Raw genomic sequence first — 24,179 nt, forward strand, 5'->3', positions numbered from 1 at the left:
ACGGGGGAATTGAGCCTCTCCTGAGGTTGCGCCCCTGTTGCTACTGTGTGGCCATGACACGGTCACCCCGCCACTGGCTGTGGTCGATCACCGGATCCGCCGCGGCCCTCGTGGCGGCCACCGCTCTCCTCACCTGGTCCCTTCCTCTGCCCCAGGAACCCTTGCGCCTCTCCCTGGGTACCGGCGGTGAGGGCGGGGTCTACCACGCCTACGGCGCGGGCCTGGCCCAGGTGTCGGACGGGCTGGACCAGGTCGAGATCGTCACCCACACGACCGCGGCCAGCGTCGAGAACAACCGCCTGGTCTCCGACGGCGCGATGGACGCGGCCTTCACCCTGGCCGACGTGGCGGCGCTCGCCGTCTCCGGCGAGGAGCCCTTCTCCGATCCCCTACCGATCAGGGCGGTCGCCCGCCTCTACGACAACCACACCCACGTCGTGGTGCGCGCGGACGCGCCCTACGAGGGGCTCGACGACCTGGAAGGCGCCACCGTGTCCCTGGGCGCCTCGGGGTCGGGCACGGAGATGATCGCCGAACGGCTCCTGGACCTGGCCGGCCTGGAGCAGGTCCCCGACGACGCGGGGTCGGCGGGAGCCGGCGAGGTGACGGCGGTGCGGCTCTCGATCGAGAGGTCGGCCCGGGCGCTGCGCGACGGCGGCGTCGACGCCTTCGTCTGGTCCGGCGGCCTGCCCACCCAGGCCGTGGCCGACCTGGCCGAGCAGACCCCGATCCGGCTGCTGGACCTGTCCGAGCACGTGCCCGCCCTGGTCGACGCCTACGGCGGGTACTTCTCGGAGCTGCCCGTTCCCAGCGGCACCTACGCGGGGGTGCCCGCCGTGCGCACGATCGGTGTGCCGAGCCTGCTGGTGGTCAACGAGCGGATGCCCCACGAGGTGGCCGAGGACCTGACCGCGCTGCTGTTCGAGTCGCGTTCGGCCCTGGCCGAGACCCATCCGGTGGCGCTGCAGCTGCACCCGCGGTCGGCGATCGCGACCCTGCCGGTACCGCTCCACTCGGGCGCGGCCGAGTACTACCGCTCGGTCAAGTACGCCTACGATCCGTGACCCCCCTCCCCCGGGGCCGTGGGAGGGGGCGCCGAGGGGGAGGTCCCGCGCTCACACGGGCAGGCGGACGCGGGCGTCGATGCCGTGCGGCCGCGCCGGGCTCAGCTCCAGGCTCGCGCCCTGCAGCTCCAGCAGGGTGACGACGATGGACAGCCCGAGCCCGCTGCCGCCCACCCCGTCGTGGCCGTCGCGCCAGAAGGGCCGGGTCGCGCTCCCCAGCTGGTCCCCGGGCAGTCCGGGCCCGTCGTCGACCACGTGCACGTCCACGTACTCGGTACCGTCCTCGGCCCGGGCGGCCCGGTGCACGCGCACCACGATCCGCACCCCGGCCCCGCCGAACTTCAGCGCGTTGTCGATCAGCGCGTCCAGCGCCTGGTCGAGGGTGCCCTCCACGCACGGCACCCGAACGTCGTCGTCGCCCTCCCACTCCAGGACGGCTCCGGCGCGCTCGGCGATGGGCCGCCAGGAGGCCACCCGGTCCGCGGCGACCTCGGCGACGTCCTCCACCACCATCGCGTGCTCGGCGTCCTCGGTCCTGGCCAGGGTGAGCAGGCTGTCGCAGACCCGGGTGAGCCGGTCGACCTCGTCCAGGGCCAGGCGGTGCTCCTGGCTCCCCTCCGGCGGCAGGTGCCGCGCCAGGGCGTCCACCCTCAGCCGCAGGGCCGCCAGCGGATTGCGCACCTGGTGTCCGGCGTAGGCCACGAAGGTGCGCTGGCTCTCCAGCATGGAGCTGATGGTGTCCGCCATGCGGTTGAACGACTCCCCCAGGCGGCGCAGTTCCCCGGGCCCGGCGTCGGCGTGCACACGCGTGTCGAGGCTGCCCTCGATGATCGCCCGCGTGGCCACCTCCAGGTCGTCGATGGGGCGCAGGATCCAGCGGGTGAGCGGGCCGGCGGCGGCGATGCCCGCCACGAGCAGCCCCGCCGCGGCCGCCCAGGCCACCGCCCACTGGACGAGCATGGCGCGGCGCAGCGCCCCGGTCGGCGAGGCGGTGACGGCGGCGCCGACGATCTCCCCCGAGCGGCCGATGGGCTCGGCGACCACGAGCGGCTCCGCCTGCCAGGGGTAGACGATCGTGTCGGCGCCCATCCGGTTGCCCGCCAGGGCGGTGCGGACGGCCGCGGGGGGCGCGGTCCCCTCGCCGGCCCCCGCGGCCGGGGCGAGGTCGGCCAGGGTCACGCCCTCCCGGGAGGCCGCGACCACGGTTCCCTCCCGGTCGACGACCAGGGCGGTGATCCCGTACAGCCGGTCGTAGGCGGTGAGTTCGCCCGTCAGGGTGTCCTCCGTTCCCGTGAGCACACTGGGTTCGGCGAGCCCCGCGAAGCGAGCGGTGTCGTTGATCCGGTCCAGGAGCATCTCGGAGGTACCGCGCGCGGCGATACTGACGCAGAGCGGCACGGCCAGGCCCAGACAGGCCGTGACCAGCAGGGCCACGTACACGGTCACCACACGTCGGCGCATCCCCGGCTCCCCCTCGTGCCGCGGGGGTCAGGTCCGCGGAGCCGGACGGCCGGGCGCGACCGGCTCGGCGGACGGGGCGACGGCGTCCGGTTCGGTGGTGGTCAGGCGGTAGCCGACGCCGCGCACGGTCTCGATGAGGCCGGGCACGTCGAGCTTGGAGCGCAGGGTGCCGATGTGCACCTCCAGGGTGCGCAGCGTGCCGGGCCAGGAGGTCTGCCACACGCGCAGCAGGAGGTGCTCGCGCGAGACCACCGAGCCCGCCTCCCTGGCCAGGGCGACCAGGAGGTCGAACTCCTTGCGGGTGAGCTCCACGGGCGCACCGTCGCGGGTGACCGTCCGGGTGGCCAGATCGACGCGCAGCGGCCCCAGGTCCAGGGCCGTGTCGTCGGCGCGCCGCCGGGTACGGCGCAGGACCGCCTCGATCCGGGCGCACAGCTCGTCCACGGCCAGCGGCTTGACGACGTAGTCGTCGGCGCCCGAGCGCAGCCCGCGGACGCGTTCCCTCTGGCGTCCCCGCGCGGTGACCATGATGACGCCGGTGTCGCCGCCGTCGGCCCGCTCGCGCAGCCGGCGGCACAGGTCGACGCCGTCCATGTCGGGCAGGCCGAGGTCGAGCAGGACGATGTCGGCGGGTGCCGACGCCAGTGCGGCCTTGGCGGTACGCACCTGGTCGACCACGTATCCGTGTGCCTCCAGCGCGCCGGCCAGGGCGTCGGCGAGACGGACGTCGTCCTCGACGAGCAGCACCTTGATCATGGCGAACCGGGTCCTTCGGGGGAGGGTGGTCTCCTCGGGCGGTGGATGTCGTGCCTCACACTATCCGGCGGGTGTGCCGTGGGACACACCCGCCCCCGCCGCTGCCCCCTCGGCTCGCCTCAGGGCCGGCTGATGTGCGCGTCCGGAACGATCTCCGGCGCCCCGTGCTGGATCGCGTCGGCCTCCTGGTCGGTGTCCTGTTCCTGCGCGGCGCGCTCGGCCTCGATCCCCTTGCGGTAGAACTCCACCTCGCGCCGGGTCTGCTCGTCGTCCCACTCCAGGACGCCCGCGAGGAGCTCGGCGGCCTCCTCCGCGACCGCGATCCCGCGGTCCCAGGTCTCGAAGGAGATCCGGGTACGGCGCGAGAGCACGTCCTCCAGGTGGCGGGCGCCCTCGGCCTGCGCGGCGTAGACGACCTCCGCCCTCAGGTAGTCGTCGGCACCGGCCAGCGGTCGGCCGAGGTCGGGCCGGTCGCGGATCATGGCGAGCACGTCGTGGACGGACGAGCCGTAGCGGCGCAGCAGGTGGCCGATCCTGGACACGTGCAGGCCGGAGTGGCGCGCGAGCACGTGGCGCTGGTTGGACAGCGCGGCGAACCCGTCGGCGCCCACCAGGGGCAGCCGGTCGGTGACCGAGGCGGGAACAGCGCCGCCCAGCCCGTGTGCGACGGCGTCCACGGCGTCCTCGGCCATCACGCGGTAGGTGGTGTACTTGCCGCCCGCGATCAGGACCAGGCCGGGGACGGGGTGCGCGACGGTGTGCTCGCGGGAGAGCTTGGAGGTCTGCTCCGACTCCCCCGACAGCAGCGGCCGCAGGCCCGCGTACACGCCCTCGACGTCGTCGCGCCCCAGGGGCGTGCGCAGCACCTGGTTGATGTGGTCCAGGACGTAGTCGATGTCGGCGCGACTGGCGGCGGGGTTCTCCTTGTCCAGGTCCCACGCGGTGTCGGTCGTACCGATGATCCAGTGCCGTCCCCACGGGATGACGAACAGGACGCTCTTCTCGGTGCGCAGGATCATGCCGGAGGACGCCTGGATGCGGTCGCGCGGCACGACCAGGTGCACGCCCTTGGAGGCGCGCACGTGGATCTGGCCTCGGCCGCCCACCATCTCCTGGATGTCGTCGGTCCACACCCCCGCGGCGTTGACGACCTGGCGCGCGCGGATCCGCACCTTGTCGCTGGTCTCCAGGTCGGTGGCGTCGGCGCCGACGACGTGTTCGCCCTCTCGGAGGAAGCCCACCGCCTGCACGCGCGAGGCGATGCGCGCGCCGAGCCCGGCGGCGGTGCGCAGCACGGTGGTGACGAAGCGGGCGTCGTCCACCTGGGCGTCCCAGTACTGGACGGCCCCGGCCAAGGCGTCGCGCTTGAGCGCGGGGAACACCCGCAGGGCCCCGGACCGGGTCAGGTGCCGGTGCGCGGGCAGGCCGCGGTTGTTGCGCGAGGTCAGGGCCAGGGCGTCGTAGAGCGTGACGCCCGCGCCGATGTAGGCGCGCTCCCAGTGGTGGGAGAACGGGAAGAGGAAGGGCACCGGCCTGACCAGGTGCGGCGCGATGGTGGTGAGCAGCAGACCGCGCTCGTGCAGGGCCTCACGGACCAGCTCGAAGTCGAGCTGCTCCAGGTAGCGCAGGCCGCCGTGGATGAGCTTGCTGGATCTGCTGGAGGTGCCCGAGGCGAAGTCGCGCGCCTCGATGAGCGCCGTGGACAGTCCCCGTGACACCGCGTCCAACGCGATCCCGGCTCCGACGATGCCGCCGCCGACCACGAGGACGTCGAACTCCTCCTCGGCCATCGCCGCGAGTGACGCCGCGCGCTCCTTCGGTCCCAACCAGGTGGTCGCCATCCGCCCGTCCCTCCGTCTCGATGGTTGCCCGCCTCCGGGCGCATGCCCGCCCGGGCGGCCCGCCCATCAGACTGCACTGAGGTCTCAGGCTAACCGGGTCGCGCCTACCGCAGGGGACGCCGCGCGAGCCACGGGCGTGTCTCGCCCCCGTGGGTCGCGCGGTCCGCACGGGGGCTCAGGCCCGGGACGCTCAGGAGGCGTCGGCGTAGGCGTGCGCGTAGGCCAGCACGTCGCCGAGGTAGGTCCGGGAGCTGTTGTAGGCCAGGATCGCCGACTCCCAGTCCTGCGCCGAGGTGAGGTCGCGCCCTCCCCCGCACAGGTACCGGCCGGCCGCGAGCGCGGCGTCGTCGATGCTGTGCGGGTCGGGGTCGCCGCCGTCCAGCGAGGTGCCCCAGAGCTCCCACGTACCGGGGATGAACTGCATCGGCCCCACCGCGCGGTCCCACTCGGTGTCGTCGTCGTAGCGGCCGCCGTCGGTGTCCGGGATCGCCCGGGTGTTGTTCGTCCCGTCCAGAGGGATGCCGATGATGTCGCTGGTCGTCAAGCCGTCCGACCCGATCTCGCCCCCGCCGTGGGTGCCGTGCTTGGTCTCCACGTACCCGATGCCCGCCAGCGTCGGCCAGGACAGGCGGCACGAGGGCTGCTCCTCGGCCAGCACCAGCTGGGCGCTGGCGTACCCCTCCAGCGCGCGGCGCGGAATGGTGGTCGACTCCGCCACCTCGTCGAGCCAGTCGCCGCTGGGCCGCGGCGCGGCAGCCGGGGCCTGCTGCTCGTCGGCACCGGTGTCGGCGCCCGCTTCGGCGGCCGCCTCCCCGCCCGGCTCCTGAGCGGACCCGTCGTCGGGCGTGACCTCCGACGTGCTCGGCGGACCGGTGAGTCCGTCGTGGGGCGGGGTCTCGATCGACCCGTCCTCCGGCGCGCGCTCGGCGGCGGCGGAGCCCGACCAGGTGTCCAGCGCGGTCGAGATCCGGTTGGCCGCGTAGACGAGGCCGCCGGTGACCAGCAGGCACACGGCCAGGGCCGCGCACGCCGCCAGCAGCGGGCCGCGACCGCCGCCGCGGGTCCGGTCGCCACGGGGAGCCCGACGCTTGCCCATCGCCCCGCCCTCCTTCACGTGTTCGTCAACTGAGGACCATGCGAGACCAAAGTACGCGATGGGCGCTGAGTGCCGACGCCTTCGCCGTCGCTTCTGCCTGGCTCGCAGGCCCGCTGGCGGCAGAGACTCCTCCTGCAGCCCCCGGCGCCCCCCGCCAGTGCCTGCGGCCTCCCAAGCTCGACCGCGGACACGCGAAAGGGCGTCCCGCGCACGGGACGCCCTCGGCTCTCGCGGTGTCAGCGGTGGGGGTTGACCACGACCTCCACCCGCTGGAACTCCTTGAGGTCGGTGTAACCGGACGTGGCCATGGTGCGGCGCAGGGCACCCATGAGGTTCATGGAGCCGTCACTCGTGGACGCCGGGCCGTGCAGAATCGACTGCAGGTCGCCGATCGTGCCGACGTTGACGCGCTCACCGCGCGGCAGCTCGCTGTGGTGCGCCTCGCTGCCCCAGTGGTAGCCGCCGCCGGGCGCCTCGGTGGCGCGCGCCAGCGGGGAGCCCACCATGACCGCGTCCGCGCCGCAGGCCAGCGCCTTGGCGATGTCGCCGCTGCCGGTCATGCCACCGTCGGCGATCACGTGCACGTACCGGCCGCCCGACTCGTCGAGGTAGTCGCGGCGGGCCGCGGCCACGTCGCCGATCGCGCTCGCCATGGGCACCGCGACGCCCAGCACCGAGCGGGTGGTGTGGCCCGAGCCGCCGCCGAACCCGACGAGCACGCCGGCCGCGCCGGTGCGCATGAGGTGCAGCGCCGCGGTGTAGGTGGCGCAGCCGCCGACGACGACGGGGACGTCCAGGTCGTAGATGAACTGCTTGAGGTTGAGCGGCTCGGCGCGGCCCGACACGTGCTCGGCCGACACCGTGGTCCCGCGGATCACGAAGATGTCCACGCCGGCGTCGACGACCGCCTTGTGGTACTGCGCCGTGCGCTGCGGCGACAGCCGTGCGGCGGTGACCAGCCCGGCGTCGCGGATCTCCTCGATCCGGCGGCCGATCAGCTCCTCCTGGATCGGTGCCGCGTAGATCTCCTGGAGCCGCTTGGTGGCGGCGACGTCGTCCAGCTCACGGATCTCCGCCAGCAGCGGCGCGGGGTCCTCGTAGCGGGTCCACAGCCCCTCCAGGTCCAGAACGCCGAGGCCGCCCTGGCGGCCGACGGCCACGACCGTCTCGGGCGACGCGACGCTGTCCATGGGACTGACCACCAGGGGCGTCTCGAACCGGTAGGCGTCGATCTGCCAGGCGATGGACACCTCCTCCGGGTCCCGCGTGCGGCGCGCCGGCACGATCCCGATCTCGTCGAGCTCGTAGGCACGACGCCCGTTCTTGCCCAACCCGATCTCCACCTGTGCCAACGCTTCGATCCCCTCTGACGTGCGACGCCGGTCGGTCAACCGGCGTGAATCCTGCAGGCGAGAGTCTAGCGGCCCGTGGGTTGAGCTGGGTTTGCCCCGCTCCGGCCCGTGGAGGGGCCCCGGCCCGGGCGGTCGGCACCGCCGCCGTCCGCCGCGCCGACGGCCCGCTCCAGGTCGGCCCACAGATCCTCGACGTCCTCGATCCCGACGCTGATCCGGATGAGCCCCTCGGCGATGCCGGCCCGGGCCAGCCCCGCCGCGTCCAGCTCCCGGTGCGAGGTGCTCGCCGGGTGCATGACCAGGGTGCGCACGTCCCCCAGGGAAGGGGCGAGCGCGGCCAGTTCCACCGCGGCGGCGAACGTCCGGCCCGCCTCCAGACCGCCCGCCAGCTCGAAGGCGAGCACCCCTCCGAAGCCGCCGTCCAGGATCCGCCGGGCGGTCGCGTGCCCCGGCGCGTCCGGCAGACCCGGGTAGTGCACGGCCGTGATCGCCGGGTGGGCGGCCAGGCGCTCGGCGAGCACCTGGGCGTTGGCGCACTGGCGCGACACCCGCACCGCGAGCGTGCTGAGCCCGCGGACGATCAGCCAGGCGGCGAAGGGGTCCAGCACCGCGCCGAACTCGGCGGTGCGCGCGCGGACCGCGCCCAGTGTCCCGGAGTCGGCGAACACGGCGACGCCGCCGATGGTGTCCGAGTGGCCTCCCATGTACTTGGTCGCGGAGTGCACGACGACGTCGGCGCCGTGTTCGATGGGACGGCAGAGCAACGGCGTGGCGAAGGTGTTGTCCACGACGGTCGCGGCACCCGCCTCACGCGCGAGCGCGGTCAGAGCGGGCAGGTCGGCGACCCGGCCGGTCGGGTTGGCGATCGTCTCCAGCAGCAGCACGTCGGTGTCGGCGGTCAGGGCGTCGCGGACCCGGTCGGGGTCCTCGGCGTCGACCTGGACGACGTCCACGCCCCACCGCTCGCGCAGGTCGTCGAGGAGGCCCTGGGTGCCCCCGTAGAGCCGGTCCTGGGCCACCACCCGGCCACCGGAGCCCAGCAGCGCCCACAGGGTGGAGGTGATCGCGCCCATCCCCGACCCGGCGGCGATCGCGCCCGCTCCCCCCTCCAGGTCCGCCACGGCGGCCTCCAGCGCGGCCACGGTGGGATTGCCGTAGCGGGCGTACACGTAGGGGGAGCCCGGCCCCTCGAACGCGGCGGCCATGGCGTCGGTGTCGGTGAAGGCGAACGTGTGCGACTGGTACAGGGGCGTGCCCAGCGGGGTACTGCCCTCCACGGGTTCCACGGGACGGTGCACGGTACGGGTGTCGATGTGAGGTGCCATGCCCTCACTCTGACCGCCCCGCCCGATCGACGGCAGAGCCAATCCGGCAGAATTGGATCCATGAGCGAGCCAATCTCCCCCGGCGATCTGACCGCCCTGCTCGGCCGCTGGGCGGCCGGGCGCGGACCGCTCTACCGCCTGCTGGCGACGCGGCTGCGCGGCCTCATCGACGAGGGCGCGCTGGCGCCCGGGGCCGGACTGCCCGCCGAGCGGCGGTTGGCCGCCCGGCTGAGCGTGGGCCGCGGCACGGTCGTGGCCGCCTACGACCTGCTCAGCGAGGAGCGCCGCCTGGTCCGCCGGCGCGGCAGCGGCACCCGCGTGGCTCCGGGCCCCGACGCCGCGCCCGAACCGGCCCGGCGCACGCACGACGGGTCGCTGTTCCTGAGCATGTTCGAGCCCGTCGCCGGTACGCTCGCGCTCACCTGTGCCGCGCCGGACGCGCCGCCCCCCGAACTCCGCGCGGCCTACCGGGAGGCGACGGCGAGGGTGGACGTGCTCGCCAACGACATCGGCTACCACCCCGCCGGACTGCTCGAACTGCGCGCGGTCATCGCGGAGCGCTTCACCGAGCGGGGGCTGCCCACCTCGCCGGACGAGGTGCTCGTGACCAACGGAGCCCAGCAGGCGCTGGGCCTGCTGGTGCGCTGCCACGTGTCGGCCGGGGACACAGTGCTGGTCGAGCGGCCGACCTACCCCGGGGCGCTGGCGCTGTTCGGGGAGGCCGCCGCCGACGTGCGCGCGGTCGACACCGGCCCCGAGGGCGTGGACGTGCCCGCCCTGCTGGCGGGGATGGCCGACGCCCCCGCGCTCACCTATCTGATCCCCTCGTTCCACAACCCGACCGGTTCGGTGCTCCCCCCGCTGCTGCGGCGCCGGATCGCTGTGGCGGCCGGGGAGCACGGCGGTCTGGTCGTGGACGACGAGACCATGGCGCACCTGGGTTTCGACGGCCGGGCACCGGCCCCGCTGGCGTCCTTCCCCGGTGGGGAGGACGTGGTGACCGTGGGTTCGCTGAGCAAGCTGGTGTGGGGCGGGCTGCGGATCGGCTGGATCCGGGCCCGGCGCCCGGTCCTGGACCGGCTGCGCCGGACGAAGACCCTCACCGACCTGGGCGGCGACGTGCTGTCGCAGTTGGCGGCCGCCCACCTGCTGCGCGATCTGGACCCCATCACACGCAGGCGCGGCACGGAACTGCGGCGCCAGCACGACCGGTTGGCGGCCGAGCTCCGCCGACGCCTGCCCGACTGGGAGTTCGCACCGGCCGCCGGCGGGCAGACCCTGTGGGTGCGCCTGCCGCACGGCGACTCGGCGTCCTTCTCCCAGGTGGCGCTCCGCCACGGAGCGGCCCTGCTGCCCGGCGACAGCCTGTGCGCCGGGGGCGGCGGCGCGGAGTGGCTGCGGCTGCCGTTCCTCGCCTCGTCCGAGACGCTGACCGAGGCCGTGGACCGCATCGCGCGCGCCTGGAAGCACTACGGCGAAGTGGACACCCCGCCCGCGCCCCCGCTGGGCGCCCTGGCCGTCTGACAGCTGTGTTCTGTGTTCTCCTTGGGCCTCCGCTCGTTCCTCGCTTCGGCCCGTGCTCGGGGCGCGCCAGTGTTCTTCGTCGTCGACTTGCCTGGCTCGCAAGCTCGCTGGCGGCCCCGTCTCCTCCTGCAGAACACTGGCGCGCCCCGAGCCAACCCCCCTGTGGTTCAGGCAGGACACCCCACGAGGGGACCATCATGGCCACGCACCCGCCCCTGGGCCGACCTCAACCCCAGGGGGTCGGGCGTACACACATCGGCCTGCGCCAACCCCAGGGGGGGTAGACGCCAGCGGTTGCGCCCACGGCCACCCCAGGGGGTTGATCCGGGCCAAAGCGAGGAACGAGCGGAGGCCCAAAGAAAACACAGGGGTGAGGGGCGCGCCGGAGCCTGCAGGAGGAGCCAAGCCGGAGCGAGGAACGAGCGCAGGCGCAGGCGACGACGAAGGACCCGGCGTGAAGCGCCCCGAACCCAACCCGGCGTGAAGCGCCGATCAGCGCGCGTTGTAGTTGGGTGCCTCGACGGTCATCGTGATGTCGTGCGGGTGGCTCTCCCGCAGCCCGGCGCTGGTGATGCGCATGAGCTGGCCGCGCTCGCGCAGGTCGTCCACGGTGCGGGCACCGGCGTACCACATCGACTGGTGCAGGCCGCCGACCAGCTGGTGGGCGACCGCCGAGAGCGGGCCGCGGAAGGGCACCTGGCCCTCGATGCCCTCGGGGACGAGCTTGTCCTCGGAGGCGACGTCGGCCTGCGCGTAGCGGTCCTTGGAGAAGGAGCGGCCGCGCATGGCGCCCAGGGAGCCCATGCCGCGGTAGGCCTTGAACTGCTTGCCGTTGATGAAGATGAGCTCGCCGGGGCTCTCCTCGACGCCCGCCAGCAGGCTGCCGAGCATGACGGTGCTGGCACCGGCGACGATGGCCTTGGCGATCTCGCCGGAGTACTGCAGACCGCCGTCGGCGATGAGCGGCACGCCCGCCGGGCCGCAGGCCCTGCTCGCCTCCAGGATGGCGGTGAGCTGCGGGGCGCCGACTCCCGCGACCACGCGGGTGGTGCAGATGGAGCCCGGGCCCACGCCGACCTTGACGGCGTCGGCACCGGCGTCGACGAGCAGCTGCGCGCCGGCGCGGGTGGCGACGTTGCCCGCGACGATGTCGGCGCGGGAGTTGGCCTTGAGTTTGGCGATCATGTCGGCCAGACCGGCGGAGTGGCCGTGCGCGGTGTCCACGACGAGGAAGTCGACCCCGGCGTCGACCAGGAGCTTGGCGCGCTCCTCGGCCTCGGGGCCCACGCCCACGGCGCCGCCGACCACGAGGCGGCCGTCGGCGTCCTTGGTGGCGTCGGGGAACTGCTCGCTCTTGATGAAGTCCTTGACGGTGATGAGTCCGCGCAGGCGGCGGTCGCCGTCGATGAGGGGGAGCTTCTCGACCTTGTGGCTGCGCAGCAGCTCGAAGGCCTGCTCACGGCTGACGCCGACGGGGGCGGTGACCAGGTTCTCGGTGGTCATGACGTCGCGGACCAGACGGGCGCGGTCCTGCTCGAAGCGCATGTCGCGGTTGGTGACGATGCCGACCAGGCGGCCCTGGGCGTCGGTGACCGGGACGCCGGAGATGCGGTAGTGGGAGCACAGGCGCTCGACCTCGGCGAGGTCGTCCTCGGGGTGGCAGGTGATCGGGTCGGTGACCATACCGGCCTCGGAGCGCTTGACCAGGTCGATCTGGGCGGCCTGCTCCTCGGCGGAGAGGTTGCGGTGCAGCACGCCCGCGCCGCCGTTGCGGGCCATGGCCACGGCCATCCGGGCCTCGGTGACGGTGTCCATCGCCGCGGAGAGCAGCGGGATGCGCAGGGAGATGTTGCGGGACAGCCGCGTGGCGGTGTCCACCTCGCCGGGCTGGAGGTCGGAGTAGGCCGGTACGAGCAGGACGTCGTCGTAGGTCAGCCCCGGCGGGAGCAGCTTGTCCCCGTAGTCGCTGTACTGCTGGCCCATGACACAACCTCCGCTGTTCCGGCACACCTGCGCGGATTCGCCCCCGCGTGTCACCTCATCCTAGGGCGTGGCACCGGCCGCCCCACGAGGAACGGCCTGTTTGACCGGTCACGCGGACAAAAAGTGAGCCGTCTCACAGTTTGAGATCGGGGTCACTCGGTCCGGCGGAGCGGCGGTAGTGGCAGTAGCCCAGAGCCCGGGCGGACGGGCGCCGGGGGCAGGCACGGCGCCCGCGGTCCCGGCCGGTGTGCTCAGGTGAAGAGGCGGTTCGCCACGGCCACCTGCCGAAGCCGAGCAATAGCTCGGTGCTGGGCAACCCGTACCGCACCTGCCGACATTCCAAGTACATGTCCCGTCTCATCCGCTGTCAGACCCGCGATCACCCTCATGATCAGGAGTCTGCGTTGCTGTTCCGGCAGTTCGTCGAGGAGTTCTCTGGCCCGCTGGGCCTCGATGCCGCGCACCGCCGACTCCTCCGGCCCGGGACCGTCGTCGGCCCGCTCGGGCACGGAATCGGTGGGCACCGTCTCCACCCGGCCCGCCACACGCAGGGTGTCGGCGACCTTGTGGGCGGCGATCCCGAAGACGAAGGAGGCGAAGGGGCGCCCCCGGTCCTGGTAGCGCGGTATCGCCGTGAGCAGTGCGATGCACACTTCCTGGGCGACGTCGTCGGAGTAGTGCGCGAGTCCGGAGACCCGGGCCAGCCGTGCGCGACAGTACCGGACGACCATCGGCCGGACCTCCCGCAGGAGCGAGTCCATGGCACCGTCGTCCCCTCGAACCGCGAGCGAGCCGAGATGGTTCAACCCCGAGTCACGCGCAGTGGAGTCCGACTCCCCGTGCGCCCCTGGCCGCTGCGCGGTAACGCCCCCCCGGGCGCCTGCATCCGTCACGTTACGAATGATGCCCGCACTGAGGGACCCAACCGCCCCAATCACCAACTACGGAATGGTCACGTTTCGGAAAATTCCCCAGAAAACGACCCATTCAAAGCGAGGAATCCCACGAAGCCCGTGATAAGGCGCCTCCCGGAAGGCGTCCCCCACGTGTGCGAACGGGGGGCGGACGCGTGTGCGTCCCGCCCCCCGACCGGGCTTCGTGACCGCGCCTGGGCGCGGTCGTCACGGACCTAGTGGCCGTGCCCGTGGCCCTCGTCGTCCTCTTCCTCGGGCTTGTCCGCGACCAGCACCTCGGTGGTCAGCAGCATGCCCGCGATGGACGCGGCGTTCTGGACGGCGGAGCGCGACACCTTGACGGGGTCGATGATGCCCTCGGCGGTCAGGTCGCCGTAGACGCCGGTCGCGGCGTTGTAGCCGTGGCCGACCTCCATCTCGGACACGCGGTGGGTCACCACGTAGCCCTGGGCGCCGGCGTTCTCCGCGATCCAGCGGGCGGGCTCGACCAGCGCGCGGCGGACGATCGCCACACCGGTCGCCTCGTCGCCCTTGAGGCCCAGGTCGCCCAGGGCGGTGGAGGCGTGCACCAGGGAGGCGCCGCCACCGGCGACGATGCCCTCCTCGATGGCCGCACGGGTCGCCGAGATGGCGTCCTCCAGGCGGTGCTTCTTCTCCTTGAGCTCCACCTCGGTGGCCGCGCCCACGCGCAGCACCGAGACGCCGCCCGCGAGCTTGGCCAGGCGCTCCTGGAGCTTCTCGCGGTCCCAGTCGGAGTCGCTCGCCTCGATCTCCTTGCGGATCTGGCGGATGCGGTCCTCGACCTCGCTCTGGTCACCGGTGCCGTCCACGATCGTGGTGGCGTCCTTGGTGACGGTGATGCGGCGGGCGCTGCCCAGGGCCTCCAGGCCGGCGTTCTCCAGGGTCAGGCCGACCTCTTCGGAGATGACCTGGCCGCCGGTGACGACGGCGATGTCCTGGAGCATGGCCTTGCGGCGCTCGCCGAAGCCGGGCGCCTTGACCGCGGCGACGTTGAGCGTGCCGCGCATCTTGTTCAGCACCAGGGCACCCAGGGCGTCGCCCTCGATGTCCTCGGCGATGATCAGCAGCGGCTTCTTGGTCTCCTGGACGACCTTCTCCAGCAGCGGGAGCAGCTCGTTCAGGTTCCCGATCTTGCCCTGGCTGATGAGGATCTGAGCGTCCTCCAGCACCGCCTCCTGGCGGTCGGCGTCGGTGACGAAGTAGGGCGAGACGTAGCCCTTGTCGAACTGCAGGCCCTCGGTGAAGTCCAGCGACAGGTCGAAGGTCGGGGACTCCTCGACCGTGATGACGCCGTCCTTGCCGACCTTGTCGAAGGCCTCGGCGATGAGGTCGCCGATCTGCTCGTCCTGAGCGGAGTTGGTCGCCACGTAGGCGATGTCCGCGCGCTCCTCGACGGGGCGGGCGCGCTCCAGCAGGATCTCGGCGACCCTGTCGGCGGCCAGGTCGATGCCGCGCTTGAGGGACATCGGCGAGGCGCCGGCGGCGACGCTGCGCAGGCCCTCGCGCACGAGCGCCTGGGCCAGGACGGTGGCGGTGGTGGTGCCGTCACCCGCGGCGTCGTTGGTCTTGGTGGCGACCTCCTTGACCAGCTGGGCGCCCAGGTTCTCGTAGGGCTCGTCCAGCTCGATCTCACGGGCGACGGTCACACCGTCGTTCGTGATGGTGGGCGCACCGAACTTCTTGTCGATGACGACGTTGCGGCCGCGCGGGCCGAGCGTGACCTTCACCGCGTTGGCGAGACGGTCGACGCCCCGCTCGAGGGCGCGGCGAGCGTCGTCCTCGAACTCCAGGATCTTCGGCATGTGTGCGTGCTTCCTCTTGACCGTGGTCGGAAAAGTGCGTCCCGCACCGCACGGCGATGTGCCGGCCGGTGCGGGACGCGCGTGGCTCCTGGCCCGCGGTGGCGGGCCTTGCCGAGGTGGATGTGCCCCGCAGCAGCGGGGAGCCGCCTACTTCTCGACGACCGCGAGGATGTCGCGGGCGGAGAGGACCAGGTACTCCTCGCCGTCGTACTTGACCTCGGTGCCGCCGTACTTGCTGTACAGGACGACGTCGCCGACGTTCACGTCCAGCGGGATGCGCTTGTCACCCTCGTCGTCCCAGCGACCGGGGCCGACGGCCAGGATCTCGCCCTCCTGGGGCTTCTCCTTGGCGGTGTCCGGGATGACCAGACCGGAAGCCGTGGTCTGCTCGGCCTCCAGGGTCTTGACCACGACGCGGTCCTCGAGCGGCTTCAGCACGGTCTTGGTGGCGGTCGACACGGTGTGACCTCCCCCTTCAAAGTTTCGGTGTCCTGAGATCGGCCCGTACGAGCGCACGGACCGGCTGCGAAAAAGGGGCGACCACGGCGGCCTGTCGTCGCGGGTGCCAGACCGGCCTCGTCGCGATTAGCACTCTACCCCTGCGAGTGCCAGAATGGAAATGTGACGGGAAGGCCTGGTCGCCGGGCATTCGCGGCACGCGCCCCAGGCGGCACCGGGGAGGGTGACAGGCGCCGCACCACCCGACTCCTGGAGGTCCGATGCACCTGCCCGCCTTCGAGGCCCTGCTCACCGACGCGGGCGGGGAACTACTGGCGGACGTGGACCCGGAGGCGGCCGCCGCGGACCGGCTGGCGGCGGCGTCCCGGCTGCGCGGTGACCCGCGGTTGGCCGCCCTCGATTCCGCCCTACCCGTTTCCGATCTGGTCAACGCGGCTCTGAGCCAAGTCCTGCTGCGCAGGCGCGGCCGGGCCAAGTTCGGCGAGCGCTCCGACAGGATGTACTTCACCCCCGACGGCCTGGAGCAGTCGACGCGGCACGTCGTGGCCGCCTACCGCGCCGAGCGCACGGCCGCGGTCGCGGATGCCGTGCTCGACGGGGCCGTGGCGGGCGACCTGTGCTGCGGCGTGGGCGCGGACCTGCTGGCGCTGGCCGAGCGGGGCGTGCCCGTCGAGGGCGTGGACGCCGACCCCCTGACCGTGGCGGTCGCGCGCGCCAACGTGGCCGCTCTGGGGCTGGAGGACCTGGCACGGGTGCGCCAGGGCGACGCCGCCGGGGTCGCCCCGGGGGCCTATCCGCTGCTCTTTTGCGACCCGGCCCGGCGCGGAGGGCGCGGGCGGGTGTTCGACCCGGCGGCCTACTCCCCTCCGTGGGACGTGGCGGTACGCCTGGCCGAGGGATCCGGCGCGGCCTGCCTGAAGGCGGCGCCGGGCCTGCCGCACGAGGCGATCCCCGGGGGCGCGTCCGCCGAGTGGATCTCCGTGGACGGCGAGTTGAAGGAGACGGCGCTGTGGTTCGGCGCGGCGGCCGGGGGGCCGCGCCGCCGGGCGACGGTCCTGCGCGAGAGCAAGGGCCCGGCGGGCCCGGCCCGGGGCGGACGCGGGGAGCTGGCCGAGGTTCCCGGCCTGGGGGCCGCGCCCGTGGCACCGGCCCGGCGGTACCTGTACGACCCGGATCCGGCCGTCGTGCGCTCCCACCTGGTCGCGGAGGCGGCGGCCCGGGTCGACGGCGCCCTGCTGGACGAACGGATCGCCTACTTCACGGCCGACCGGGCGGTGCGCTCACCGCTGTGGCGCGTACTGGAGGTGACCGAGGTGATGCCGTTCTCACTCAAGCGCCTGCGGTCGGCCCTGCGCTCCCGGGGCGTCGGGACGGTCACGGTCATGAAGCGCGGTTCGGCCGTCGACACCGAGAAGCTGCGCCGGGACCTGCGGGCGTCGGGCCCGGAGTCCGCCACGGTCGTTCTGACGCGCGTCGGCGAGCGGCCCGTGTCCCTGCTGTGCCGCGAGGTGGCCGACGCCGAAGCGCTCTGAGCCCGCGGCGGGCGGGACCGCCCGGCGGGCTCCGCGCGGGCGGGGCCCGGCGGACTCCTGGGGCCGGCCGGCCCCGCCTCCGCGGTCCGGGCGGCCCCACCTGCGCGGAGCCCGCGACGCGGTCACCCGACGCAATGACATCGTTACCTCGCCCGCCATATTCTTTCGCCCACCCCTGGGGCCGGGTACGGACGTGTCGTTAAACTGGCGGCGCCGCATGCTTTCCCCCTCGCATGGATCCATCCGGAAGGCCGTGGTCGACCGAGCCGTCTCGCGGTTCACCGACCACGGGAACTCGCCCCCCGTGTATACACAGCGTCACACTTCAGTCACAGTGAGGCATTAACGGGGCGCGAGCGCCTCCCACCCGGGGACCATCGAGAACCCGACCGCCCGGAACCACCGTCCACTCCCCCGGGCCGGTTCGGGAGCGCCAGAAGATCAAGGAGCACCTCGGTGGAACAGACCAATCACAACTTCCTCACCGGAGGAGGTCAGGCCGGGATCTCCGACCGGATGCGTGACCTGCTCTCCCAGGCCGCCCACGAGCACGACTCCGAACAGAAGTCGCAGGGCGCCGTCAGCGAGGAGATGCGCCAACGACTGGAGGGCATGGAGTGGCTGCTGCGCGAGTTGCGCGAGCGTGAGCTCACCGCCCTCGGCGAGTCGATCACCAAGGTCGACGGCCGGATCGATGATCTGCTCTCCCGCCCCCCGGAATGGGCGGAGACCCTCGCGGAGCACATCGAGATCGTCGGTCAGCAGGTCAAGCCGCTCTCGGACATGCCGTCCCTGCGGGCCGACACCCACCGCATCGCCGGCCACCTGGACACCGCCCTGACCCGGCTCCAGCGCATGGCCGAGACGGGCAACCGGACGTCCGAGCAGATCGCGGAGGTCGGTGAGCGCCTGACCGGCCTCAGTGAGAAGGTCGACGCCCGTCTGGACGCGCTGGACGGGGCCCTGGCGGCCCTGGCCGAGCGGACCGAAGGGCTGGAGGCCTCCCTCGCCTCGCTGGCCGAGTCCGCGGGAGAGCGGCACGAGGCCCTCACCACCACGGTCACCGAGACCCTGGCCGCCGGCCGGGCCGAGCTCGGCGAGGCGGTCCGGGAGAGCCGTGAGGCCGTCACCGCCGCCGTCGGCGAGGCCCGGGAGGCGCTCACCGCCGCCGACGAGCAGCTCGGCGAGACCGTCACCGCCAAGGTGGCCGAGGCCGCCGACGAACTGCGGACCCACACCGAGGAGCGGGTGGCCGAGCTGCGCACGTTCGTGTCCGAGCGCACCGCGGAGCAGCACGAGAGCCTGCTCGCCAAGGTGCAGGAGAACACCGGTGAGCTGGGCGAGCGGACCAGCGCCCTGGCCGAGGAGCTCAGCGCCCTGTCCACCGCCTCGGGGGAGCGCCACGACGCCCTGGCCGAGGAGCTCAGCGCCCTGTCCACCGCCTCGGGGGAGCGCCACGACGCCCTGGCCGCGAAGCTCACCGAGAGCGTCGGCTACCTGAGCACGCAGGGCGAGGAGAACCACGCCGAGGCCACGGCCGCCGTCGCCGACGTCACGGGCTCGCTGGCCAAGCTGCGCGAGAACCACGAGTCCTCGCTCACCGAACTCCGCTCCCACCTGCGCCAGCGCCTGTCCGAGCTGAGCGAGCAGATGGAGTTGAGCCGCACCGAGGCCCGCGAGCAGGACGAGGCCGCCGCCGAGCGGCTGCGCGAGGCCGTCGTCGAGCGCACGGACGCCCTGAGCGCCCGGATCGCCGAGGACGCGGAGAAGGTCTCGGGAGACCTCGGGGAGCTGCGCGGCTTCGTCGAGGAGAACGAGACCCGCCACGCAGCGGAGGCGGCCGAGCGCCACCAGGAGCTCACCGAGACGCTGGGCGAGCAGGTCCGCTCCCACCAGAGCGCGCTGGACGAGCGGCTGGAGCGCCAGCGCGAGTCCCTCACGGCCAAGGTCGACAACCACCTGTCGCAGATCACCGGCAAGGTCGACCACGAGCTGGGCCGCCTCACCGACCGCTTCGACACCTTCGAGGGCCACTTCGAGGGCAGTTTCGAGGGGATCGAGGGCAAGATCGACGGTGTCGACGGCCGGATCGACGGGCTCAACGGCCGCTTGGACGGCCTCGACGGCCGGGTCAACGGGGTCGAGGGCCAGTTCGAGGGGGTCAGCGGGCACTTCGAGGGCGTGGACGGCCGGATGGAGGCCATCGACGACCGGCTGGAGGCGCTCAACCAGCGACTCAACCAGCTGCCGCAGACGATGGAGATCACCGAGCTGCACCGCCGCCTGACCGAGCTGGTCGACCGCCCGCAGCTGGACCACTCCGGCAAGCTCGACGAGATCGACCAGCACGTGACCTCGGCCATCGAGCCCGTGCTGCGCGAGCTCAAGCAGCGGCCGGACCGTCAGGAGTTCGAGGAGACCGTCACCGAGGCGGTCGAGAACTCGCACGACGACGTCACCAAGCGGTTCACGTCGCTGGAGGAGACGGTGCTCGCGCTCGCCGAGGCGCTGCTGCGCCCCGGTCGCGACGGCAAGAAGAAGAAGCGCCGCGACGACGACGAGGACGACGAGTAGGCCCGCCCGTCACCCACGCCTCCCCAACCGACGCCTCCGGCGCAGGAACACCGGTAGCCGCATCGGATCGACACGGCGGGGCCGGTGCGCACGTCGCGCACCGGCCCCGCCGTGCCCGGTCGGTCAGTGCCCGGCGAGCGTGTCCAGGTAGTGCTGGTTGTACATCACGCCCAGGACGTTGCCGAAGGGGTCGGTCACCGCAGCGGTCACGAACCCCTCGCCCCGGACGGTGGGGGGCTCGTACTCCTTCGCGCCCAGGGCCAGCAGCCGCTCGACGGCCGCCTCCACGTCGTCGACGTGCCAGTACACGACCACTCCGCCCGGGCCGGAGTGCCCGGCCGGGGGCGCGAATCGGCGGTCGATGATGCCCAGCTCGTGCTGGTGGTCGCCGACGCGGAACTCGGTGTAGGCGGCGGCCCCGCCCGGCCCCGGGCGCTCGAAGTACGGCTCGGCCCCCAGGACCTCGGTGTACCAGCGCGCGGCTTCGGCGACATCGTCCGCCCACAGGCTGATGGTGGTGAGTCCTCGCAGCATGGTGTCTCCCTCTCGTACCCCGCGTGACCCGCGGTGTGGGCCACGCTAGGGACCATGGCGGCCAGGTAGTGTCCTCCACTCGGAGCCCGTGTCATCGGGACCGGGCAGCGCCCCGGGTCCCGCCGACACCACCGCCGACCGCCCGGGAGGGCAGAGCGCATGACCCGCCTCCACGTCTTCGACATGGACGGAACCCTGCTGAGGGGGACGACCGCGAGCCTGGAGATCGCGCGTGTGATGCGCTGCGAGGAACGGCTCGTGGAGCTGGAGGGCCGCTTCCGGCGGCAGGAGATCGACACCCGCGGCTTCGCGCGCGGCATCCACTGGCTCTGGAGCGCGCTCACGGAAGAGCACGTGGCCACGGCCTTCGAGCGGAGCCCCTTCCTGACCGGTATCCGCGAGGTGTGCGACGACATACGGTCGCGCGGGGAGCACTCGATGGTCGTGAGCATGTCCCCGGACTTCTACGCCCGCCTGCTGCTCCGGTTCGGCTTCGACGAGGTGGTCGCGTCGCGCTTCCCCGCGCTCCCGTTCGCCTCCCCCGTCGTGGCCGACGACATCCTCACGCCCGAGGACAAGGTGGACATCGTCGAGCGCGCCCGGCTCGGCCGGGGCCTGGCCCCCGACGCGTGCGTGGCCTATGGGGACTCCATGTCGGACGCCCCTCTCTTCCGGCACCTGGACGCCACCGTGGCGGTGAACGGCGACGAGCGGATCACCGGGCTCGCCGCCGTCCACTACACCGGCGCGAGCCTGGTGGACGCCTACGCCCTGGCCCGGGCGTCCCTGGGCGGAACCCCGTAGGCGCCCGGCGGGCGCCCCGGCCGGGTGCGGGCCGGGTGCGGCACGGCCGTCCTCTCCGGTGCGGGAGGGGTCGGCCGCGCCCGGCCCGGTCCCCATCAGGTGGTGAAGACGACCTTGCCGAACAGGTCTCCGTCGACCATCGCCTGGAAGCCCTCACGGGCCCGGTCGAGCGGCAGGACCCGGTCGATGTCGGGACGCAGCCCGGTGCGCGCGCACATCTCGATGAGCGTGGCCAGCTCCGACCGGGTTCCCATCGTGGAGCCCAGGACGCGCAGCTGCAGGAAGAACACCCGCGCCAGTTCGGCCGACGGCGCGTCGCCGCTGGTGGCACCGCAGGTGATCACCGCTCCGCCCGGCTTGAGCACCCGCAGGGAGTGCGCCCACGTGGCCTGGCCGACCGAGTCGAAGACGGCGTCCACCTTCTCCGGCAGCCGCTCGCCCGTCGGCACCGCCGCGTGGGCGCCCAGCTTCAGGGCGCGCTCGCGCTTGGCCTCGCTGCGGCTGGTCGCGTAGACGCGGTGCCCCGCCTGCGCGGCCATGCGGATCAGCGCAGCCGCCACGCCGCCGCCCGCGCCCTGCACGAGGATCGTGGAGCCCGGCAGCAGGTCGGCCTTGCCGAAGAGCATGCTGTAGGCGGTCAGCCACGCCGTGGGCAGGCAGGCCGCCTCCTCGAAGGAGAGCTCGGGCGGCTTGGGGAGCAGATTGCGCCGGGGCACCAGGAGCTTCTCCGCGAAGGTGCCCTCGTGGACCTCCGACAGCAGCGACCGGCCCGGGTCCTTGGTCTCGTCACCGCCTGCGGCGGCCGGGTCGCCCACGACCCCGTGCACGATGACCTCGTTGCCGTCCTCGTCGACGCCGGCGGCGTCACTGCCGAGGATGCGGGGCAGGGTCGGCTCCCGCAGGCCGATGCCCCGCAGGCTCCAGACGTCGTGGTGGTTGAGCGAGGCGGCGCGGACGTCGACCACCGCCCACCCCTCACGGGGCTCGGGGTCCGGGCGCTCCCCCGCCTCCAGACCGGAGACGGGGTCGTCGAAGCTGATGCGTGCTGCAGTGATAGCGAACATGGTTCGAAGCCAACCACGTGTACCGAACCGAATTCCAGTCGGGGTCCGCTCGGCGGGCTACGACGGCGTGAACTGGAAGGTCGCGCCCTCCTCCTCACTGTGGGACACGTACTCGACGGTGTAGTGGAAGAGTTCGGCGGTCTCCCCGGGCCGGAGCGTGGCGGTCTGCTCCTCCTCCCGGTTGTTCTCCTCCTGTTCCACGATCACCTCGGCGCTCTGGTCCTCACCCATGTACACCTCGAACTCGTACTCGATGCTCGTGGACTCCCGCAGGTCGCCGGACCACTGCGCGTCGACAACGACGACGGTGCAGTCGCCGTTGCGGCAGCTCTTGTGGTTGACGCCCTCACAGGCGGTCACGGAGGCGAGGACGAGGAGGGCGCCCACGCTGGGCAGGGCGAGCTGGTGAACCTTCATGCTGAGTCCGTTCTTCGGGGGACGGCGACGGGGGCGCCGGCGGATCGAGCACCGTCACGTTAGCAACGCGCCGGACGCGGCCCGAACCGGTCCGCGCCCACGCGTGAGGGGCGGGCCGCCGAAGCGCCCCGCCCCTCGTCCACCGCGGTCTCAGACCGCCAGCGGGCGCTCCACCGGGAGCGAGGTGTCCGTGGCCAGGTCCAGGGCCGACGGCGGCAGCCCGGCCGCCACGACCTCCGCGCCCAGCGCGGCGATCATGGCCCCGTTGTCGGTGCACAGGCGCGGCCGGGGCACCCGGAGTTCGATCCCCGCCTCCTGGCAGCGCTGCCGGGCCAGTTCGCGCAGCGCCGAGTTGGCCGCCACTCCGCCGCTGATGACCAGCGTGCTGACGCCGTGCTCGACGCAGGCGTCCACGGCCTTGCGGGTGAGCACGTCGACCACCGACTCCTGGAAGGCCGCCGCGATGTCGGCCACCACGAGCGGTTCGCCGCTGCGGTCGGCGTCCTCCACGTGCCGCGCCACCGCCGTCTTGAGGCCGGAGAAGGAGAAGTCGTAGGTGCCGTCGCCCCACTTGCCGCGCGGGAACCGGATGGCCTTCGGGTTCCCCCGCTGGGCCGCCTTGTCGATGGGCGGACCGCCGGGGTAGGGCAGTTCCAGCAGCCGGGCCACCTTGTCGTAGGCCTCACCGGCGGCGTCGTCCACGGTGTCGCCCAGTGACACCACGTCCGTGGCCAGGTCGTTGACCAGCAGCAGGGACGTGTGCCCGCCGGAGACCAGCAGAGCGATGGCGGGCTTGGGCAGCGGCCCGTGCTCCAGCTGGTCCACGGCCACGTGCCCGACCAGGTGGTTCACCCCGTAGAGGGGCTTGCCCAGGGCCATCGCGTAGGCCTTGGCGGCCGACACTCCCACGAGCAGGGCACCCGCCAGCCCCGGCCCGGCGGTGACCGCGATGGCGTCGACGTCGGCGAGCTTCACCCCGGCGGCGTCGAGCGCCCGCCGGACCGTGGGCGTCATGGCCTCCAGGTGCGCGCGGCTGGCGACCTCGGGAACCACGCCGCCGAAGCGGGCGTGCTGGTCGACGCTGGAGGCCACCTCGTCCCCGAGCAGCTCACAGCCGCGGACCAGACCGACACCGGTCTCGTCGCAGGACGTCTCGATCCCGAGGATCAACGGTTGGCCGCTCATGCTCGCTCCTCCGACTCGCCGGACTCCGGTCCGGCCGTGGCCACGCGCCGCATGACGATCGCGTCGGCCCCCTTGTAGTATCCGCGCCGCACACCGATCTGCCGGAACCCGAACCGGGCGTAGAGGTCCTGGGCGCGCGGGTTGTCGTCCCGCACTTCGAGGAACATGTGGGTGACGCCGTTCCGGTCGGCCCGGTCCAGGAGCTCGGCCAGCAGGGCCCGGCCGACGCCCCGCCCCCACACGGGTCGGGCGACGGCCATGGTCTGCACGTCGCCTTCGGGCGGCACCGAGCGCAGTCCGGCATAGCCGACGAGGGCGTCCCCGGTCTCGGCCACCACGTAGCTGCGGCCCTGCGCGCCGAGCTCCTCGCGGAGCATGTTCTCGCTCCAGGCGTCCTCCGGGAAGAGGGCGCGTTCCAGCTCCATGACGGCGGGCACGTCGTCGCCGGTCATGGTGCGCAGTCGTACGGGC

General features: G+C 73.0%; 20 protein-coding genes. 5 read left to right on the forward strand and 15 right to left on the reverse strand.

What is annotated here, in order from left to right:
* Window positions 1-53 precede the first annotated feature (53 nt).
* Window positions 54-1,064 (forward strand): TAXI family TRAP transporter solute-binding subunit, encoded by a 1,011-nt coding sequence (locus tag M1P99_RS07320; protein WP_304451900.1) that lies wholly within the window; start codon window positions 54-56, stop codon window positions 1,062-1,064.
* Window positions 1,065-1,115: 51 nt separating this feature from the next.
* Here the strand turns inward: M1P99_RS07320 and M1P99_RS07325 are convergent, their stop codons facing one another.
* The 6 genes from M1P99_RS07325 to M1P99_RS07350 all read right to left on the reverse strand — a co-directional run bounded on the left by M1P99_RS07325 (window position 1,116) and on the right by M1P99_RS07350 (window position 8,895).
* Window positions 1,116-2,525 carry a sensor histidine kinase gene (locus M1P99_RS07325; protein ID WP_304451901.1) on the reverse strand — a complete coding sequence of 470 codons (1,410 nt, stop codon included), beginning with the start codon at window positions 2,523-2,525 and terminating at the stop codon, window positions 1,116-1,118.
* A 27-nt stretch (window positions 2,526-2,552) separates the two neighbouring features.
* The gene (locus M1P99_RS07330) at window positions 2,553-3,281 is read right to left on the reverse strand and encodes a response regulator transcription factor (RefSeq protein WP_304451902.1); all 729 of its coding nucleotides are present in this window, start codon (window positions 3,279-3,281) and stop codon (window positions 2,553-2,555) included.
* A 119-nt stretch (window positions 3,282-3,400) separates the two neighbouring features.
* Window positions 3,401-5,122 (reverse strand): glycerol-3-phosphate dehydrogenase, encoded by a 1,722-nt coding sequence (gene glpD, locus M1P99_RS07335; protein WP_304451903.1) that lies wholly within the window; start codon window positions 5,120-5,122, stop codon window positions 3,401-3,403.
* 190 nt (window positions 5,123-5,312) lie between these two features.
* Entirely contained in the window at window positions 5,313-6,218 is a 906-nt protein-coding gene (locus M1P99_RS07340; protein WP_304451904.1) for a lytic transglycosylase domain-containing protein, read from the reverse strand.
* Window positions 6,219-6,454: 236 nt separating this feature from the next.
* On the reverse strand, window positions 6,455-7,561 hold the full coding sequence (locus tag M1P99_RS07345; RefSeq protein WP_304455615.1) for a GuaB3 family IMP dehydrogenase-related protein: 1,107 nt from the start codon (window positions 7,559-7,561) through the stop codon (window positions 6,455-6,457).
* Between the two features lie 74 nt (window positions 7,562-7,635).
* Complete coding sequence (locus tag M1P99_RS07350; RefSeq protein ID WP_304451905.1) at window positions 7,636-8,895, reverse strand: PLP-dependent aspartate aminotransferase family protein; 1,260 nt, start codon at window positions 8,893-8,895, stop codon at window positions 7,636-7,638.
* 60 nt (window positions 8,896-8,955) lie between these two features.
* On the opposite strand from M1P99_RS07350, the gene M1P99_RS07355 reads away from it, so the two are divergent.
* The gene (locus M1P99_RS07355; RefSeq protein ID WP_304451906.1) at window positions 8,956-10,419 is read left to right on the forward strand and encodes a PLP-dependent aminotransferase family protein; all 1,464 of its coding nucleotides are present in this window, start codon (window positions 8,956-8,958) and stop codon (window positions 10,417-10,419) included.
* 492 nt (window positions 10,420-10,911) lie between these two features.
* On the opposite strand, the gene guaB is transcribed toward M1P99_RS07355, so the two are convergent.
* The 4 genes from guaB to groES all read right to left on the reverse strand — a co-directional run bounded on the left by guaB (window position 10,912) and on the right by groES (window position 15,598).
* A complete protein-coding gene (gene guaB / locus M1P99_RS07360) occupies window positions 10,912-12,402 on the reverse strand; it encodes an IMP dehydrogenase (protein WP_304451907.1) in 1,491 nt (496 codons plus the stop codon).
* 251 nt (window positions 12,403-12,653) lie between these two features.
* Window positions 12,654-13,304 (reverse strand): sigma-70 family RNA polymerase sigma factor, encoded by a 651-nt coding sequence (locus tag M1P99_RS07365; protein WP_304455616.1) that lies wholly within the window; start codon window positions 13,302-13,304, stop codon window positions 12,654-12,656.
* Between the two features lie 227 nt (window positions 13,305-13,531).
* Complete coding sequence (gene groL, locus M1P99_RS07370; RefSeq protein WP_304451908.1) at window positions 13,532-15,139, reverse strand: chaperonin GroEL; 1,608 nt, start codon at window positions 15,137-15,139, stop codon at window positions 13,532-13,534.
* 147 nt (window positions 15,140-15,286) lie between these two features.
* Window positions 15,287-15,598: a co-chaperone GroES gene (gene groES, locus M1P99_RS07375; RefSeq protein ID WP_121180821.1), complete on the reverse strand. Its 312-nt coding sequence runs from the start codon at window positions 15,596-15,598 to the stop codon at window positions 15,287-15,289.
* A gap of 260 nt (window positions 15,599-15,858) precedes the next feature.
* On the opposite strand from groES, the gene M1P99_RS07380 reads away from it, so the two are divergent.
* A complete protein-coding gene (locus M1P99_RS07380) occupies window positions 15,859-17,130 on the forward strand; it encodes an SAM-dependent methyltransferase (protein WP_304451909.1) in 1,272 nt (423 codons plus the stop codon).
* 456 nt (window positions 17,131-17,586) lie between these two features.
* Window positions 17,587-19,704 (forward strand): hypothetical protein, encoded by a 2,118-nt coding sequence (locus M1P99_RS07385; RefSeq protein WP_304451910.1) that lies wholly within the window; start codon window positions 17,587-17,589, stop codon window positions 19,702-19,704.
* A gap of 123 nt (window positions 19,705-19,827) precedes the next feature.
* Here M1P99_RS07385 and M1P99_RS07390 read toward each other — a convergent pair whose 3' ends face one another.
* Window positions 19,828-20,238: a VOC family protein gene (locus M1P99_RS07390; RefSeq protein WP_304451911.1), complete on the reverse strand. Its 411-nt coding sequence runs from the start codon at window positions 20,236-20,238 to the stop codon at window positions 19,828-19,830.
* Window positions 20,239-20,397: 159 nt separating this feature from the next.
* Here M1P99_RS07390 and M1P99_RS07395 point away from each other — a divergent pair, with 159 nt between their 5' ends.
* Window positions 20,398-21,042 carry an HAD family phosphatase gene (locus M1P99_RS07395; protein WP_304451912.1) on the forward strand — a complete coding sequence of 215 codons (645 nt, stop codon included), beginning with the start codon at window positions 20,398-20,400 and terminating at the stop codon, window positions 21,040-21,042.
* Between the two features lie 95 nt (window positions 21,043-21,137).
* On the opposite strand, the gene M1P99_RS07400 is transcribed toward M1P99_RS07395, so the two are convergent.
* The 4 genes from M1P99_RS07400 to rimI form a co-directional block, all read right to left on the reverse strand.
* Window positions 21,138-22,106 (reverse strand): zinc-binding dehydrogenase, encoded by a 969-nt coding sequence (locus tag M1P99_RS07400; protein ID WP_304451913.1) that lies wholly within the window; start codon window positions 22,104-22,106, stop codon window positions 21,138-21,140.
* Between the two features lie 57 nt (window positions 22,107-22,163).
* On the reverse strand, window positions 22,164-22,523 hold the full coding sequence (locus tag M1P99_RS07405; protein ID WP_304451914.1) for a hypothetical protein: 360 nt from the start codon (window positions 22,521-22,523) through the stop codon (window positions 22,164-22,166).
* A 150-nt stretch (window positions 22,524-22,673) separates the two neighbouring features.
* Complete coding sequence (tsaD, locus tag M1P99_RS07410; protein WP_304451915.1) at window positions 22,674-23,708, reverse strand: tRNA (adenosine(37)-N6)-threonylcarbamoyltransferase complex transferase subunit TsaD; 1,035 nt, start codon at window positions 23,706-23,708, stop codon at window positions 22,674-22,676.
* Window positions 23,705-24,160, reverse strand: a complete 456-nt coding sequence (rimI, locus tag M1P99_RS07415; protein ID WP_304455617.1) for a ribosomal protein S18-alanine N-acetyltransferase — start codon at window positions 24,158-24,160, stop codon at window positions 23,705-23,707. The genes tsaD and rimI overlap by 4 nt, the downstream gene beginning before the upstream one ends.
* Window positions 24,161-24,179 lie beyond the last annotated feature (19 nt).

This window comes from Nocardiopsis sp. YSL2 (assembly GCF_030555055.1).
Lineage (GTDB): Bacteria > Actinomycetota > Actinomycetes > Streptosporangiales > Streptosporangiaceae > Nocardiopsis.

What these genes read in the sequence shown, in the direction of transcription:
- M1P99_RS07355 (WP_304451906.1), top strand. Translation starts at nt 8,956, where the DNA reads ATGAGCGAGCCAATCTCCCCCGGCGATCTGACCGCCCTGCTCGGCCGC.
- M1P99_RS07405 (WP_304451914.1), bottom strand. Translation starts at nt 22,523, where the DNA reads ATGAAGGTTCACCAGCTCGCCCTGCCCAGCGTGGGCGCCCTCCTCGTC.
- M1P99_RS07350 (WP_304451905.1), bottom strand. Translation starts at nt 8,895, where the DNA reads ATGGCACCTCACATCGACACCCGTACCGTGCACCGTCCCGTGGAACCC.
- M1P99_RS07380 (WP_304451909.1), top strand. Translation starts at nt 15,859, where the DNA reads ATGCACCTGCCCGCCTTCGAGGCCCTGCTCACCGACGCGGGCGGGGAA.
- M1P99_RS07400 (WP_304451913.1), bottom strand. Translation starts at nt 22,106, where the DNA reads ATGTTCGCTATCACTGCAGCACGCATCAGCTTCGACGACCCCGTCTCC.
- tsaD (WP_304451915.1), bottom strand. Translation starts at nt 23,708, where the DNA reads ATGAGCGGCCAACCGTTGATCCTCGGGATCGAGACGTCCTGCGACGAG.
- M1P99_RS07320 (WP_304451900.1), top strand. Translation starts at nt 54, where the DNA reads ATGACACGGTCACCCCGCCACTGGCTGTGGTCGATCACCGGATCCGCC.
- M1P99_RS07325 (WP_304451901.1), bottom strand. Translation starts at nt 2,525, where the DNA reads ATGCGCCGACGTGTGGTGACCGTGTACGTGGCCCTGCTGGTCACGGCC.
- M1P99_RS07390 (WP_304451911.1), bottom strand. Translation starts at nt 20,238, where the DNA reads ATGCTGCGAGGACTCACCACCATCAGCCTGTGGGCGGACGATGTCGCC.
- M1P99_RS07395 (WP_304451912.1), top strand. Translation starts at nt 20,398, where the DNA reads ATGACCCGCCTCCACGTCTTCGACATGGACGGAACCCTGCTGAGGGGG.
- groL (WP_304451908.1), bottom strand. Translation starts at nt 15,139, where the DNA reads ATGCCGAAGATCCTGGAGTTCGAGGACGACGCTCGCCGCGCCCTCGAG.
- guaB (WP_304451907.1), bottom strand. Translation starts at nt 12,402, where the DNA reads ATGGGCCAGCAGTACAGCGACTACGGGGACAAGCTGCTCCCGCCGGGG.
- glpD (WP_304451903.1), bottom strand. Translation starts at nt 5,122, where the DNA reads ATGGCGACCACCTGGTTGGGACCGAAGGAGCGCGCGGCGTCACTCGCG.
- M1P99_RS07340 (WP_304451904.1), bottom strand. Translation starts at nt 6,218, where the DNA reads ATGGGCAAGCGTCGGGCTCCCCGTGGCGACCGGACCCGCGGCGGCGGT.
- M1P99_RS07330 (WP_304451902.1), bottom strand. Translation starts at nt 3,281, where the DNA reads ATGATCAAGGTGCTGCTCGTCGAGGACGACGTCCGTCTCGCCGACGCC.
- rimI (WP_304455617.1), bottom strand. Translation starts at nt 24,160, where the DNA reads ATGACCGGCGACGACGTGCCCGCCGTCATGGAGCTGGAACGCGCCCTC.